Here is a 14,034-nt window from a genome sequence, read left to right as displayed (position 1 = left end):
AATGTTTTTTAGGAATGTTGTTTTTATTAAAAGTGACTAGAGGCAACTGAGTATTAAGTCGCCTCTAGTTGTATGCTTAGTCATGTTAACGCCGAATAACAGTGACCTCCAATTCGTAATGATGGTAATCTGCCTCATGCCCTGTGCTTGATCTAGAGTATCAATGCAGTAACGAGCAATTTAGGCGGGAAAACCGGTATTGCATCAAGGTTACCTGTTTCCTCTTTAATTTAAAGAAACCTACAAGAGTAAAACGAGTGATCGGGTTAGTGGAACGAGGGTGATCGAGTGTGCTGGAATATGCATCGGTCGACTAGAGCAGCGCAAATACACCCATTTTGCACGTAAACGTGATATTAGATTCGTTAGTCATAGAAGCGGACTTATTACTTCAGTGAAGGTTTACTTTTGATCAAACCCTTGCTTCAGAATTGGAGTATTCAAGGTCAACGGAATTCACAAACGGATGTGAACTATAAAGGAATCACTGTACAGACATATGTCAAACTAAGACACAAGGAAGAACAAGCTCTAGCTATTTGTGACTTAGTGAGACTTGTTGTCAAATCGTAACCAATCAATCTGCATTAATCCCCCAGAGTTGTTAAGAATAAAACTCCATTTTAAGTTCGCAAAATCTTCGTAATACCGTTGCCGTTAGTTGCGTTTGGTTGCAGAAAATGGGTACGATCGACGCAACCAGAGCACTTATAAATCAAACAGTTACAAAGTCATCTATCACTCATAATGATGGGGTCCCAGGTTCGAATCCCGGTGTAGCCACCACTTTTTCTCTAGCAAGATCCTCTCTTAAAAATCCTTATTAGAATCCCCCCCTTAATACTTGCCAATCACTGCTAAGCTTGAGATAGTCTACTCACGATCAATAAACACATACCAAAATGCTCACATTGAGAGAAGCTCAAGTCGCTGATTAGTTCTATGAAAGCAAGATATACTTTTTTTACCTTACTAATATTATTTAATGGCTCACTGTTAGCAGAGACAAATTGCACACTCACTTTGGCATACAAGAATGTGGGAAAGTTTGGCTATATGGCCCCCTCCCCCGACAATAGCGGTCTATATCAAGCACTCTACACCGAGGCGGCCAAAAGGATTGACTGCACACTTATCATTAAACGATTCCCCAAAAAGAGAGCGCTTAGAGAGTTGGAGGCAGGCAAGGTCGATATTTATCCCAGCACAGGCTTTGATGAGTACCGCTCCCAATATATGTTTTACATACCAAACGGACTGCACCGAAAAGAGCATTACTACGGCCTCACACCCGCTAATATACAAGACATTAATAGTCTAAGTGATATAAAGTCAACAAACTTAAACTGGATTATTGAGGCAGGTAGAACCACGGCGAATGAAGCTAAAAACAAAGGGATCACATACCAAGAGCTAGTCGGGTTGACCGCATCCAAAGCCATTAAAATGATTAGTTGGAATCGCAAAGTTTTTTACCAAATAGACACCTTAGAGTACAATAACTACCTTAAAAAACATAGCATCAGCGACTTAACTCACCTCAATATTAAAACTCATACTCAATGCTGCCCTGGAAAATCCCAAAAGCTTTACGCGGGAATTTCTCGACAATCCCCTCTCTATAAAGAAGAACCAAACCCTTACTACAATCCTGCGGTAGAAATATCACCAGACAACTTTCCCACGCAACAATTAGCAGGCTCGATCGGCTATAAACTGTCTTTAGCGCTACAGGATATTTATAGCAGCGGAACATTAAACCTTCTATTAAATCAACATAACGTAACCCCACCCTAATTTAGTCATACTGTACGAGCATATATTCATGAAACACAGCGCCGGCATCAACAGACGCAACTTCCTTCTTGCTAGCACTGGTCTTGCCCTTTCAGCCCAAAGTGTAAGTACATTTAGCCAAGAATCAGCGCAGCATTCAAAACAAGACGCGTCATTAAATTTTCTTATCAATCGAGGCACCTCATTCGAACTTTCTGACAACGATAGAGTTAAGCTTGAACGTGCAGTTTTTGACTTCCTAAAAACCCATTACGCAGGCATGTCGCTCCAGTTTTGGGGTCAACCGTTTGAACAAATAGACTTTGAAAACCGTTTAACCAATATTATCTATTGGGTCAATAAAGCAACCAAGCACCATGCGTCACTTTACCCTGTAGACCCTATTTGGGTACTGTCTCAAATTAAGGCCGAGTCTCTATTCTGTGAGTTTGCATTGTCTCGCTCACTAGCAGCAGGCATTTGTCAATTTATGCCTTATACAGCTAGAGTTGGGCATCAAATGATTGTGGCAGGCGACCTTCCCAAACATCATCTAGCCCCATATAAAAAGCCTGAGCTTGCTGGCTCATTAGAGCAGTATAATGCACTGATTAAAGAACGAAGCGCATTTATCAATAGCAATAAAAGCGCAAAATCGTTTAACCTTGAAAAAGCCCTGAGCTATATGGCGCAAGGACAAAGTGCCTCCGAAGAAGCTCAAGCGCAGTTGAACTACATGGCTAAAATAAGTGAGATCAACATCGCGATTAGCCAAGCTAAAGAAAATTATATTGATTACCTAGAAACCAACATCACTGAACTAGGTCAACGGGATTTATTTGGCCAAACTGCATTTTTTAACCAGTTTGACGAACGATTCACTTACCAAAAACCTATTTTTGCCATGGTTAAAATGCTCGCAAACGCATTAAGGGTTAGAAGCGGAAATATTCTTTCAGCTTCTGCTGCCTACAATGCAGGACTTTCTAGGACTTGGACCAACCAACCCATATACACCCAGTATGGGTTACTGCCAGCATACGAAGAGACAAGTACCTATATCAGTAAAATTATTGCAAACTATGAAGAAATTGCTCAGCGCTATCATTCAGCTTAAAGCAATGTATTGTTATTAGCCTACACTAGAGGCGACCGTATAATAAAGTAACCTTAACACCTAACGGATATTGAGTTACACATGCCTAATCGACAGCAAATATGTATTGTTATATTGATGACGCTAGTATCTACGTTTGCCATGGCGAAAACGCCCCTTGGCGAAGCGCGTGACCCTGAAGCCGCCACAGGTACCCAGTTAAAGTCTTCTGTAAAGTCAGAAAAATTTATGGTCGCCGCAGCAAATCCTTATGCGGTCGAAGCCGGTTACCGAGTCCTTAGCGAAGGCGGAAGCGCAGTAGACGCAGCTATAGCCGTACAAATGGTACTAACCCTAGTAGAGCCACAATCATCAGGTATTGGAGGTGGCGCATTTCTTCTCCACTGGGATAACAACACCCATCAACTCACTAGCTGGGATGGCCGCGAAACGGCCCCTTCAGCGGCGACAAGTGCGCTATTTATCGATTCAAAAGGGCAACCTATGAACTGGTGGGATGCCCTGGCAGGTGGCCGTTCTGTGGGCGCCCCTGGTGTCCTCGCAGTACTCGCTAAAGCCCATCAGAAATACGGGAAACGCCCTTGGCAATCCCTTTTCAAAGAAGCCATTGCATTATCAGAAAACGGGTTTATAGTATCAGAACGCTTACACCTGCTTGTCGCCAAAAAAACCAACCCTGCTCTGGGCCGCTACGACACTGCCAGAGATTACTTTTACCCCGACGGAGAGCCGTTAAAGTCCGGCGCACTTCTTCGCAACCCTCAGCTGGCCGCCACGTTAAAAACAATTGCAGCACAAGGCTCAAAAGCATTTTATAGCGGCGCAATTGCCAAAGATATTATCGCTTCTGTGCAAGGCGCTAACGATAACCCAGGACTACTCACAGAAGCAGACCTTGCCTCATACCAAGCAAAAGAGCGCCCCCCAATATGCGCCCCCTACCACCATTACAAAGTCTGCGGCATGGGCCCGCCAACATCAGGAGGCATTGCAGTTTTACAAATATTAGCATTACTTGAGCCCTTTAACTTAAGCGCCTATGAACCCATGAGTCCCGATGCTATCCACTTATTCAGCCAAGCTTCACGCCTCGCTTATGCTGACAGAGATAACTACATTGCCGACAGCGACTTTGTTAACGTCCCTGTAGAAGGCCTACTAGACTCAGATTATTTAAAGCAACGATCAAGTCTGATTAATATAAAAAAGGATATGGGCATAGCACCAGCAGGCAACATCCCCAGCAGCACTCGTCATTCAAAAGGCCAAACACTCGCACAGCCTTCAACCTCTCATATTTCAATTGTCGACCCGTTTGGAAGTGCGGTTTCAATGACCTCCAGTATTGAAATGGCGTTTGGATCAACACTCATGACCCGAGGCTTTTTGCTCAACAACCAGCTCACGGATTTTTCTTTCCGCAGCAAAAAAGAAGCGCTCCCAATAGCCAATCGTGTCGAGGGTAACAAACGCCCACGCAGTTCGATGTCCCCAATTATGGTGTTTGATCAGAACAATCAGCTATTACTGGTAATTGGCTCTCCAGGTGGTAGCAGAATTATCAACTATGTTGCTAAATCCATCATAGGCATTTTAGACTGGAAACTAGATATTCAACGCGCTATTGACCTACCCAACATAACCAACCGTAACGGTACCACAGACATAGAGTTAGACACCTCAGCCACCAACCTAAAACAGGTATTAGAAAATAGAGGGCACACGGTAAAAATACGTGAACTTAATAGTGGACTGCATGGCATATTAGTGACACCCCAAAGCTTAATCGGTGGCGCTGATTCACGAAGAGAAGGTATTGCAAAAGGGCTATAACAACCCAGCCTGATTAATGGTACAAACGAACAATTATTGTAAAATAAATGCAATATCAACTATTTTTGAAAAAATTGACATTTACTGCCTGTAATTAATCACAAAGCATCTTACTGCACGCTAAATCTAACCATAATGAATTATCCGATCGTCGAACAATCCATTATTTCACTTATATTTCAACAAGATACAACTAAAAACAAGTTAAAACAAAGGGCTTAATGATACTATTTAGGCCTACCTCCTTAGTCGCGAGTTAACATTAAGTCAACAGAAAAACTTCTCAGATACAAATTCTAGGTTGAACATACTAGCATTCTTAACTATATTGCTCACTTTATAAACTTAATCAACCCCAGAGTCACAATATCTATGCCTGAAAACATCACAATTGACCTAATTGAAAAGCTCGAAGAGATCACTAAAGACGACGAAATTAAAAAGTTAAAAAAGTTGCTACAAGTGGCTGACCAAAAAGCCGGTGCTGCTGAGAAAAAAGCAGATAAAGCGACTCGCTCTACAGCAGAATCAAACAAACTTCTTGAGCGTGCAAAAAGCCAAGTTGCAGAGCAACGAAAGAAAAACAAAACGCTTCAGTCTGCTTACAATCAATTAAAACAGACAAGTGATCAAAACAAGCAAAAGCTCGATGCTGCACTAAAAACTATTGAAGAGTTTGAAGCTGCAGAAAAGAGTGACGACGAATAATTTGATGTAGGCCATCAAGTAAACTACGTTTAATTGTTTCGTATTAAGTTGCTATACCTTTCTTACTCTCTATGAATAAGAGGGGCTTGGGTTTATGGATATCTAAAGCAGCTAAATTGAAAAGATGTATTCTGATCTAACATAAATTTAACAAAAGACAGACCTCCTTCATGCGATGGCCCCACTTTCTTATCATTCAATGCCTTCTTATTTTAGCTGTTGGCGCTGTTGTCTATGCGCACAAAGATAACGTAATTGTCTTCAAAGCCCCGCCCGAGTCTCTCGCTCAATGGTACAAACCTGAAAACAAACGCCAAGTATGGCTGCACACTATGTTTAGTCTGCGCCGTGAAATGCAGGCAGTAAAGTACTATATAGAAACCGGCGATGTAGAACGCCTCGATAAGTGGGTTAACAAGCTAAGCGAACATTACTTTAAAATAGGTGACATGGTTCCTGAATGGTCTTCATCACTCGAGCCTGAAGCGATGCTTTCTCTCGTAGCCAATAGTAAAAACCGGCAGTTCGACGAAGCAACCTATATGCTGGAGAAAGTAAGCAACAGTTGCGATTCATGCCACCAAGATTTCAGAGTCACGACAGCCATGCGATTCCGCGCTCCGGACTTTTCGTCTATTGACATCACGCCGGCTAGCACAGCCCCCACCATAACGCCTGCTCCGGTTCTGTTTCGCGCTCACATGAACGAACTTACTGAGCAAGTTAACCAGATCAAGATATTTTCTGAAGACGGCCTCAACACACAGGCGCTCTCGGCTTACGCAGAGCTTAGCGATGGGTTAACCATGCTCGGCAACACTTGTTCAGATTGCCATAAAGAAGGCTCTCAGGTGTTTCCTAGCGATGCTATTAAGCAAACAATGGCAAAACTAGAAGAAAGCTTGCACGGCGGAACACTTAAAGATCAAGGAAGGTTTTTAGGAACATTAGCAGTACAGGCATGCGCAACCTGCCATGGAACTCATAGACTAGCCTTCGACATGAGAAATCAAATGGCTAGCGAGCAAAAATGGTTGGAGCTAATAAAGCATTAACGTTATTACGCCGGTGCACTATCGAATAGCGACGACAAGGAGACCACATGCCAAAAGTAACAGTAAAATTTGAATACGAAAAAGAGACCAAGAATAGTGTTCGCTACAAAGAAGCACCCGCTGAAGGCAGTGCGCCTATAGTCGGCTCGCTTTATGTGCAGAAGTGGTTTGCTGGAAGCACTAAGAATTTAGAAATCACTATTGATAAGAAAGATTAAGACACGATTATCTTTCTTATCAATAATCGCCTGCTAGTTTAGCTTATTTTGATCATTAAATACTTTAATCTGACCAAAAGAGTTAAGCAGTATGTTCATGGGAAGCGGGCGATAAAACAAAAAACCTTGTACATACTCAACCTTACGACAGCGCAAGAAATCAAACTGCGCGGTTGTTTCTACGCCTTCTGCAATAACATGAATATTCAGTTCACTCGCCAAACTAATGACTGACGATGTTATGGCTTGGCTTTCACGGTCTATTTCTAACCCCTGTATAAATGATCGATCTATCTTTAAGTAATCTACAGGTAGTTTTCTCAAATAGTTGAGAGACGAAAACCCCGTACCAAAATCATCCAACGCGATAGTAACGCCCAATTTACGAATTTTTTGGATCAGCAATATAACCGCATCTAAATCTTCTAAGAAACAGCTCTCTGTAATTTCTAATTCCAAAAGATGGGGAGGAAAGCTCTCTTCAGTAAGAATATCCGTTAATGTTTTGTAAAAATCTGGATGCCTTAACTGTTTGGTTGAAATATTAACTGCGATGTTTATTTTCTTGCCATCATTCAACAATTGAGCCGCAAATCGACAAGCACGCCTTAACACCCATGTACCAATAGGTATAATCAAGCCTGAATCTTCTGCGATAATGATAAAATCAGCTGGAGGTAACAACCCAAGCGTGGGATGCTTCCAGCGAATCAAGGCCTCCACCCTCAAACAATCATCACCTGAGATACTAATTTGAGGCTGAAGGTGTAGCACAAACTCTTCCCGCTCAATCGCATCAACCAACTCACGTTCACGCTGTAACTTATGCGGGATCTCACACTCCATTGCAGGGTCATAAAAACGCGCCTGCCCTTTGCCTAACTCTTTAGCCGCATACATAGCCAAGTCAGCTTGCCTGACCAACAATGTAGGGTCAAAGTTAGACTCAAAGCTTGTGGTTATACCTATACTGGCGGTCATAGAAATAGACTGCCCATTAACAAATAACAGTTCATGAATAGATACAAGCAAACGATCTGCGATAATGCTAAGTTGATCGAGCTCTTCAATATAACGAACCAGTACAACAAACTCATCTCCACCGAGATGAGCAACAAAATCATGGTGTTTAACACCGCGCGAAATTCTTGACGCGATAGCACTTAACAAAAAGTCCCCCGCTTGATGCCCTAGATCATCATTCACCCGTTTAAAATAGTCGAGATCAATATACATCAAGCCAATTCCGAGACCGTCTGTAAGCCCCATCTCAGCTACATTATAAATGTGCCGCCAGAAATGCCGACGATTAGGTAAGTGAGTAGTAAAGTCATATCCACCATCCCCATCTACTATAGCGCCTGTATTACGAAATTCAGTAATATCATTTGCCACACAAACATAGTGCGTAATCTGACCATCTGCTTCTTTTATAGGCCCTATGGTCAAGCGAACCCAGCGATCAGCACCGCTGCCGCTCTTACTTTCAAATTCACCTTCCCAATATGAGCCATTCTCGATGACTCGCTTTAATTCAGGGTATTGTTTCTCTGCCTCAGAAACCCACTGATCAAGTAGTGATATTCTTTTTAGATCGACTTCATTATCCACCTGATAGATATCAATAAGTGCTTTATTGATCATTTCTATCTGGCCGTCTGGCTGGCAGATCATCACCGCTGAAGTATGTTCTTTGACGCTATCAGCAACTCCCTTAATCGAGGCGTCCTGCAAAATATGCCGCTCGATGTCACTCTGCAGCTCACGTTGCCGCTGATTGAGTTCAGATACCAGTTTTTCATTCAATAACGCGATATCACGCGCCTTTTGATAAACATCATGATGCTCGGTAAATGAAGAGGTGTGATTTTCTATCAATAAAATAGGGGCGCCATTCACTGAGCACGCTTTAGCTTCTAGTCGATATTCAAAACCAGACGTGTCTGTTTCTGTCCATATGCCTGACCGTGCTGTTTTGGCCCCCAAATCTTCCCAAGCTAAAGCGGCATCAACCAAAAAATTTTCAATAAACGGGAAGGCATAACACAAGCTCTCAGACTCAATCAAAGCACTATCTTCTGAAAGCGGATACGACAGCGACCCTAACAGCGCTTTAAACCAAGTGCATTGAGTATTAACCAATTTAAAGGCAGCATCACTCTCTCTTAGAAGAACTACGACCCCCATCTCCTCAATAACCCCTTCGAGTATGCTCATGGTGCCTCAGGTACTCCTGAGCCTAGGCCCATTTTGTGAATCATCATCTCAAATGCTAGCTCAACGTTGTACCCTGTTTTGGCACTTGATTTTATGATGGTAATGCCTAGCTGCTCTAAGCCTTCAATATCTGATTCGCTGATTTTCCATTCGTATGTCATATCGCTTTTATTTAACAACCCAAGAATAGGCACACCAGGAAGCTGCTCCCACAACGTCTTTGTCAGTTCCGCTGCCATATCAACACTTTTTGGTCTTGTGCCATCAAGCACTAAAAAAATACCCGCCGCACCTCTAAGGTAACTAGGCTTAAGCTCAGTAAATACATCAACCCCTTCGATATCCCATATCATTAATTGGATTTGATCGTCATTTACCTGCATCTTCTTTTTAGATATTTTGACACCAATCGTTGTGAGGTAAGTATCGCTAAAGATACTCTCTACAAAACGGCGTACTAGACTTGTTTTACCTACAGCAAAAGGGCCTACCATACATACTTTTTTGGTGATTAGTTTACTCACCGGTGTCACCTGAATTGATATCCATATCACTCTCCTCTTCTGCTGCGGACTCTAAACGGGGTTCCTGAGCTTCTTCAAGCGCCTCGTCTAAGCCCTCTAAGTGATGCGCGCCCTGCTCCTTATGGGAGTATAGTACTTGAAGCGTCACTCTGCGCTGAGCCTTATCAGAAATGCGATCAAGATCAACATTCCCAGCGCCCCATGCCACAGTTATGTCGGCTGATACTGCATTTTCAGTGAGCATAGACCTAACACCATCTGCTCGTTGTTGACTCACAGTATTACTCCCAAAAGACGACCCGATACTATCCGCAAACCCCATCACTAGAATTTGTAAGTCCGGTACACCCATGTCAGCCGCTTTTGTCTCTAAACTGTTAATGGTTTTCACAACCTTGGGAATTTTTAGCAACTCATCGCCCGACAATATTGATTGATTGGGCTCAAAATAAAAAACAGTATTACGGACCTGCTCTACTAACAATTTAAACTCATCCAAATCACTTAGACTCTCTTGGACCACGTCCAATTTTACCGGCTCTATAACGGGCATAGGCCCCATATGCACAACAGTATCACTCACCTGAAGGTCGACCATTTTGCTACTTAACCAATCAGCCCGACTCTCTTTTTCGAGCTGATTTAATAGATCAACAGTAACAATACCGGCCTGCCGAGAATCTGGGCTGCGTATAACTTTAACATGAAGAACACTTTCTTTTGGTTCGGCTGATAGCACGATATAGCCGGGTTCATTGTTAATTAGATGCTCTAGCACTGAATATTGTCGTTCAATCTGCCAGAGTTTAACGCTAGAAATAACACCATAAACAATCGCACAACCTATCAAGATGATGGCCATCCAAGGTTTACGCTTTTCCCTTGCTTGAACCTTTTGTGACAGTAGGCATTCAGATAAAGCCGGGGTTGTTTCATCAAATGGTGCTCTATCACCCTCAAAATGACTCAATTGATGACTAAACTGAGCATGAATGGTTTCGATGGTCGTATTGGCTTTTAACGTTAGTTCATCGGATGCAGAACCCCTTACCGCCAGTGCTAAAATAGCATGCGGCCCTACATTAAGGTGTATCTCAAAATCGCCTAAACGAACCCGTTCCAGGGTCTCGTCGCCTGCAGAAAAGGAGTCAGAAACAAAGTCTCCAATAGCCGTCAACATACTAGAAACCAGTTCAGGATCTTGAATCTCTACTTCTGGAGCTGCCACTGAATTTAACAATAACCCCGTTTCTCGGTGAACTAATAACACCTGCTCAACACGATACTGCGTTGTCTGTAATAAAACATACTGAGCATATGGCATACCCGCACGCCATGCCCGCACACGCCAATTTAACGATCCAAGCGTTAAACTTTTTTCAAGCAAGTTATTGAGAGACTGAACCATTTCAGCTAACGCTGATGCTACCGCTTTCCTAATCGAAGGCCCCATAATGGGGAATAGAACATGTGTAATACGGGTCGGATTTTGCTCTATCGACTTTTCAATAGCCTGATCGACAACCGGCGACAAAGCATCACACAATTCAGCCTGCGTCGTGAGTTTAATCGCCTCAGGCAATACTTCAGATACACGCTGTAATTCTTCTTCTTTCGAAACATAGCGCTGCAGTGCTGATGAGTAATCATCACCTAATAACAATTTTCGAAGTCTTAGATAATCATTGTCGGACTCAATATGCCCATTACCTTTATCTATCTCTTCAATAGAGCTGTTTCCTTCACGTTGTGACATATTAGCTGGATTCACTTTCCAGACTATTTGCCATATTTACGAGCAGTTCAGCTAAAGTCTTTCTATCTGTTTTACGATCAGATAAATCGCCCGATGCATTACCTAACTTTTCAAGAACGTCTTTATATTTGCCTTCCATATCCGCAGCTAACTTTTCAGCTTCAGCAAACAGTTGTGACTCTAATGAATCTTGAGCCGCTAACGTTTGCTTTTGGAATGAATCAAGCTCTTGCTGTAGCGAAGTAACCTCACCCTCAAGCAATGCATCTCGGCTTTGAGCGTCTTCATTTAACTGAGTAACATGTGAAGACAAGTCGTCCAGTTTATTGCTCAAGTAAGTTTTAAGCTCTTTAATTGACTGGCTTATCTGCCGATCCATTTCTGTAAACCGCTGATCATTATGACGACTCAATGTCTCAATGGTTTGTCGAACTTCTGCCACTTGCTGCCCAAACAGCAACTGCTGAATCTCTCTTAATTGAGCTTGAGGATCCATCATATCTGGGTTTTTTTCGGTGTCTTTCTTATTGCTTTTTTTAGTGGTCGAGGCACTCATTTATTACCCTACTCCTTTATATTTAAGCAAAACGCTTAGGCGATTCATCCCCATCAACCCTTAGCTAAACACACTTAAGAATGAATAACCGCCTAGCAATAAACCGCTAACGTTTTTAATAAGTGCTAATGGATAAGAATAATGATCAAAGCCGCACGCTCTGAAACTATAAATAAGTATAGACAATACTCAGAAAAGTGAAGATTCTTTGACGAAACAGCTAAATAGAACTATAAAAACACTCTTATTCATCACCCAAACCACCTTCAAGGGCTCCCTATGCGATCTATTGTGCTTTGTTTAGCAACAACAGTAGTGATTTCATCATCAGTATTAGCAGATGTGTCACCAAGCACTACCGTCTCCCAGAACGGCCTTATAAGCATCAAAAGCAACCATGACGCTAAAACCACAACGGATAGGCTTATTAGCACGCTAGACAAAAAGGGCATGAACATCTTTGCTAGAATTAACCATGCAGAAGGCGCAGCAAAGGTAGGCGAGGCATTACGCCCTACTGAGTTAGTTATTTTTGGCAACCCAAAGGTTGGCACACCGCTGATGCAGTGCGGACAGAGTATCGCTATCGATATGCCACAGAAGGCATTGATATGGGAAGATGAACAAGGGGTAGTTTGGTTTTCTTATAACGATCCTATTTATATCGCTCAGCGCCACAGCATTAAAAATTGCGAAAAAGTCATCGATAAAATCAGTCAGGCGCTTTCGAACTTTTCATTGGCGGCCACTAAGCCTTAACGCCTGACTTTTTGAATACTATCAAAAAGGTTAAGCTGAACCTCTTGTGCGACGCAATATGCTGCTTAGCGCAGAAAGGCTCTTATATCCCCCCCTCCTCATTATTAAGCCCCCAACATATAGCTAAAAAAACTTTGTCATAAATTTTCATCAACACCTAGGTCTATTGATACAAATCAACACCCCCAATCACTCATTGAGTAGACTAATCACTCTATAATAACGGTTTGTGAGTCAGGCTTGTCTCAGACCATGATTTAATTTAGGAAACGTAATGGGCTCTCCGTTTGAGAAAATCACTCCCATAAAGGCAAATCATAGAACAATACAGGATGTTATTGGGGTTAACTCATACCCAACAAGTCGAACTATGGAACAAATTCTCTCTCACAAAGACTGGCTATTTTGCACTAACAGCTTCCGATATGACTCGCCGGATAAGCCTGGCTTGTTTGTAGAAGATAGAGAGTTTAGTTTAAAGAATTACACCGACATCATAACCAACAGCAACAAAACCAATTCTGAACTTGCGTTGTGCATATCAATGCCGCTACAAAACACCTTATGTAGCTATCCAACCCCAAAAGCAGGCCATTTAAGTAGTACAGCCGTCAGAAATTATATTGACTACCTTCTTAAAGAGATCCATCTCGTTAGTGCTCTGATCCCAAAAGATCGCAGCATTAACTATATTCATTGGCAGGGCGACATAGCACAATTATTAACGCCGGCTGAAATGACAGAGATTATGTACTCCCTCAACAAAGCCTTCAACCTACAAGACGAAAGCAGAGGGACCTTTGTTATAGAGCTCGATAAAGTCCCTGCTGATGATGCCATTATTGCCCTTATAAAAGGCCTTGGATTTAATCATATTTGCCTTGGCACACAAAATAGAGATCAAGACCCAATTGATTTTGAGTTTTTGGCAGAGCAGGTAAAGATATTCAAACAATATGACTTTAAAACTGTCAACGTTCGTTTCCTGACCAAAAAACACGAGTCATGCGCCAAGCTGAGCGAAAAGCTTGAAGGCCTAATCGCTATTAATCCTGACACTATTTATGTAATAGACGAAGATGAGCGCCTTTCTGTTCTATCTGGCGTAGAAGTAGATGAGTCTACTCAATGTAATTGTCATCAAAGATTTGAAGAAAGACTGATTCAAAGTAACTTCAACAAACTTAATCATGTTAAGTTTTCAAAGGACACGTCTGTCTCTAAAGGTATATCAGGCGACTTAATCGGTATTGGTTTAGGTGCTACTAGCTTGATAGAAAACGCATTTATACACAACGTAGACCAACTCGACCAATATTATCAACGCATAATAAATAATCAACTGCCCTTTAGTTACGGAGGCTACATTAGACCAAAGTATTGAATGATTATATTACTACCTACTTTTACCCCCTTCTCCCTACCCCTATTTTTTTATATGTTAGAATCATATAAACTAAGTAATAAATAACATAAATATTCTGCTGATATACAAGCTATTAACTGAGTAGAGCG

12 protein-coding genes and 1 tRNA gene are annotated in these 14,034 nt (G+C 42.1%); 9 read left to right on the top strand and 4 right to left on the bottom strand.

The features are described from left to right. The first annotated feature begins 710 nt into the window (after positions 1-710). The 7 genes from NKI27_RS03965 to NKI27_RS03935 all read left to right on the top strand — a co-directional run bounded on the left by NKI27_RS03965 (position 711) and on the right by NKI27_RS03935 (position 6,707). Positions 711-786, top strand: a tRNA-Met gene (locus NKI27_RS03965). Between the two features lie 270 nt (positions 787-1,056). Then, positions 1,057-1,797, top strand: a complete 741-nt coding sequence (locus NKI27_RS03960; RefSeq protein ID WP_265048399.1) for a hypothetical protein — start codon at positions 1,057-1,059, stop codon at positions 1,795-1,797. Between the two features lie 28 nt (positions 1,798-1,825). After that, a complete protein-coding gene (locus tag NKI27_RS03955) occupies positions 1,826-2,893 on the top strand; it encodes a lysozyme family protein (protein ID WP_265048398.1) in 1,068 nt (355 codons plus the stop codon). Between the two features lie 81 nt (positions 2,894-2,974). Beyond that, positions 2,975-4,726 carry a gamma-glutamyltransferase gene (gene ggt, locus NKI27_RS03950; protein ID WP_265048397.1) on the top strand — a complete coding sequence of 584 codons (1,752 nt, stop codon included), beginning with the start codon at positions 2,975-2,977 and terminating at the stop codon, positions 4,724-4,726. A 372-nt stretch (positions 4,727-5,098) separates the two neighbouring features. Continuing rightward, positions 5,099-5,434, top strand: coding sequence for a hypothetical protein (locus NKI27_RS03945; RefSeq protein WP_265048396.1), 336 nt, complete (start codon positions 5,099-5,101; stop codon positions 5,432-5,434). Between the two features lie 170 nt (positions 5,435-5,604). Then, positions 5,605-6,489 (top strand): cytochrome c3 family protein, encoded by an 885-nt coding sequence (locus NKI27_RS03940; protein ID WP_265048395.1) that lies wholly within the window; start codon positions 5,605-5,607, stop codon positions 6,487-6,489. Between the two features lie 47 nt (positions 6,490-6,536). After that, positions 6,537-6,707 (top strand): hypothetical protein, encoded by a 171-nt coding sequence (locus NKI27_RS03935; RefSeq protein ID WP_265048394.1) that lies wholly within the window; start codon positions 6,537-6,539, stop codon positions 6,705-6,707. A gap of 33 nt (positions 6,708-6,740) precedes the next feature. Here NKI27_RS03935 and NKI27_RS03930 read toward each other — a convergent pair whose 3' ends face one another. From NKI27_RS03930 to NKI27_RS03915, 4 genes are read right to left on the bottom strand one after another with little or no spacing between them, the layout of a single operon-like run. Then, positions 6,741-8,924: a sensor domain-containing protein gene (locus NKI27_RS03930; RefSeq protein ID WP_265048393.1), complete on the bottom strand. Its 2,184-nt coding sequence runs from the start codon at positions 8,922-8,924 to the stop codon at positions 6,741-6,743. After that, a complete protein-coding gene (locus NKI27_RS03925; RefSeq protein WP_265048392.1) occupies positions 8,921-9,448 on the bottom strand; it encodes a Rab family GTPase in 528 nt (175 codons plus the stop codon). The genes NKI27_RS03930 and NKI27_RS03925 overlap by 4 nt, the downstream gene beginning before the upstream one ends. Continuing rightward, the gene (locus tag NKI27_RS03920) at positions 9,441-11,204 is read right to left on the bottom strand and encodes an OmpA family protein (protein WP_265048391.1); all 1,764 of its coding nucleotides are present in this window, start codon (positions 11,202-11,204) and stop codon (positions 9,441-9,443) included. Before NKI27_RS03920 ends, NKI27_RS03925 begins: the two co-directional genes overlap by 8 nt. A 1-nt stretch (position 11,205) precedes the next feature. After that, a complete protein-coding gene (locus NKI27_RS03915; RefSeq protein WP_265048390.1) occupies positions 11,206-11,760 on the bottom strand; it encodes a hypothetical protein in 555 nt (184 codons plus the stop codon). A 279-nt stretch (positions 11,761-12,039) separates the two neighbouring features. On the opposite strand from NKI27_RS03915, the gene NKI27_RS03910 reads away from it, so the two are divergent. Both NKI27_RS03910 and NKI27_RS03905 read left to right on the top strand, forming a co-directional pair. Continuing rightward, entirely contained in the window at positions 12,040-12,519 is a 480-nt protein-coding gene (locus tag NKI27_RS03910; RefSeq protein ID WP_265048389.1) for a DUF302 domain-containing protein, read from the top strand. Positions 12,520-12,793: 274 nt separating this feature from the next. After that, the gene (locus NKI27_RS03905) at positions 12,794-13,903 is read left to right on the top strand and encodes a hypothetical protein (RefSeq protein ID WP_265048388.1); all 1,110 of its coding nucleotides are present in this window, start codon (positions 12,794-12,796) and stop codon (positions 13,901-13,903) included. Positions 13,904-14,034 lie beyond the last annotated feature (131 nt).

It is taken from the genome of Alkalimarinus alittae, from assembly GCF_026016465.1.
Lineage (GTDB): Bacteria > Pseudomonadota > Gammaproteobacteria > Pseudomonadales > Oleiphilaceae > Alkalimarinus > Alkalimarinus alittae.
The sequence above is the reverse complement of the archived record's forward strand: the minus strand, read 5'-3'. Positions and strand labels throughout refer to the sequence as shown.

What these genes read in the sequence shown, in the direction of transcription:
- NKI27_RS03960 (WP_265048399.1), top strand. Translation starts at nt 1,057, where the DNA reads ATGGCCCCCTCCCCCGACAATAGCGGTCTATATCAAGCACTCTACACC.
- NKI27_RS03955 (WP_265048398.1), top strand. Translation starts at nt 1,826, where the DNA reads ATGAAACACAGCGCCGGCATCAACAGACGCAACTTCCTTCTTGCTAGC.
- ggt (WP_265048397.1), top strand. Translation starts at nt 2,975, where the DNA reads ATGCCTAATCGACAGCAAATATGTATTGTTATATTGATGACGCTAGTA.
- NKI27_RS03945 (WP_265048396.1), top strand. Translation starts at nt 5,099, where the DNA reads ATGCCTGAAAACATCACAATTGACCTAATTGAAAAGCTCGAAGAGATC.
- NKI27_RS03940 (WP_265048395.1), top strand. Translation starts at nt 5,605, where the DNA reads ATGCGATGGCCCCACTTTCTTATCATTCAATGCCTTCTTATTTTAGCT.
- NKI27_RS03935 (WP_265048394.1), top strand. Translation starts at nt 6,537, where the DNA reads ATGCCAAAAGTAACAGTAAAATTTGAATACGAAAAAGAGACCAAGAAT.
- NKI27_RS03930 (WP_265048393.1), bottom strand. Translation starts at nt 8,924, where the DNA reads ATGAGCATACTCGAAGGGGTTATTGAGGAGATGGGGGTCGTAGTTCTT.
- NKI27_RS03920 (WP_265048391.1), bottom strand. Translation starts at nt 11,204, where the DNA reads ATGTCACAACGTGAAGGAAACAGCTCTATTGAAGAGATAGATAAAGGT.
- NKI27_RS03915 (WP_265048390.1), bottom strand. Translation starts at nt 11,760, where the DNA reads ATGAGTGCCTCGACCACTAAAAAAAGCAATAAGAAAGACACCGAAAAA.
- NKI27_RS03910 (WP_265048389.1), top strand. Translation starts at nt 12,040, where the DNA reads ATGCGATCTATTGTGCTTTGTTTAGCAACAACAGTAGTGATTTCATCA.
- NKI27_RS03905 (WP_265048388.1), top strand. Translation starts at nt 12,794, where the DNA reads ATGGGCTCTCCGTTTGAGAAAATCACTCCCATAAAGGCAAATCATAGA.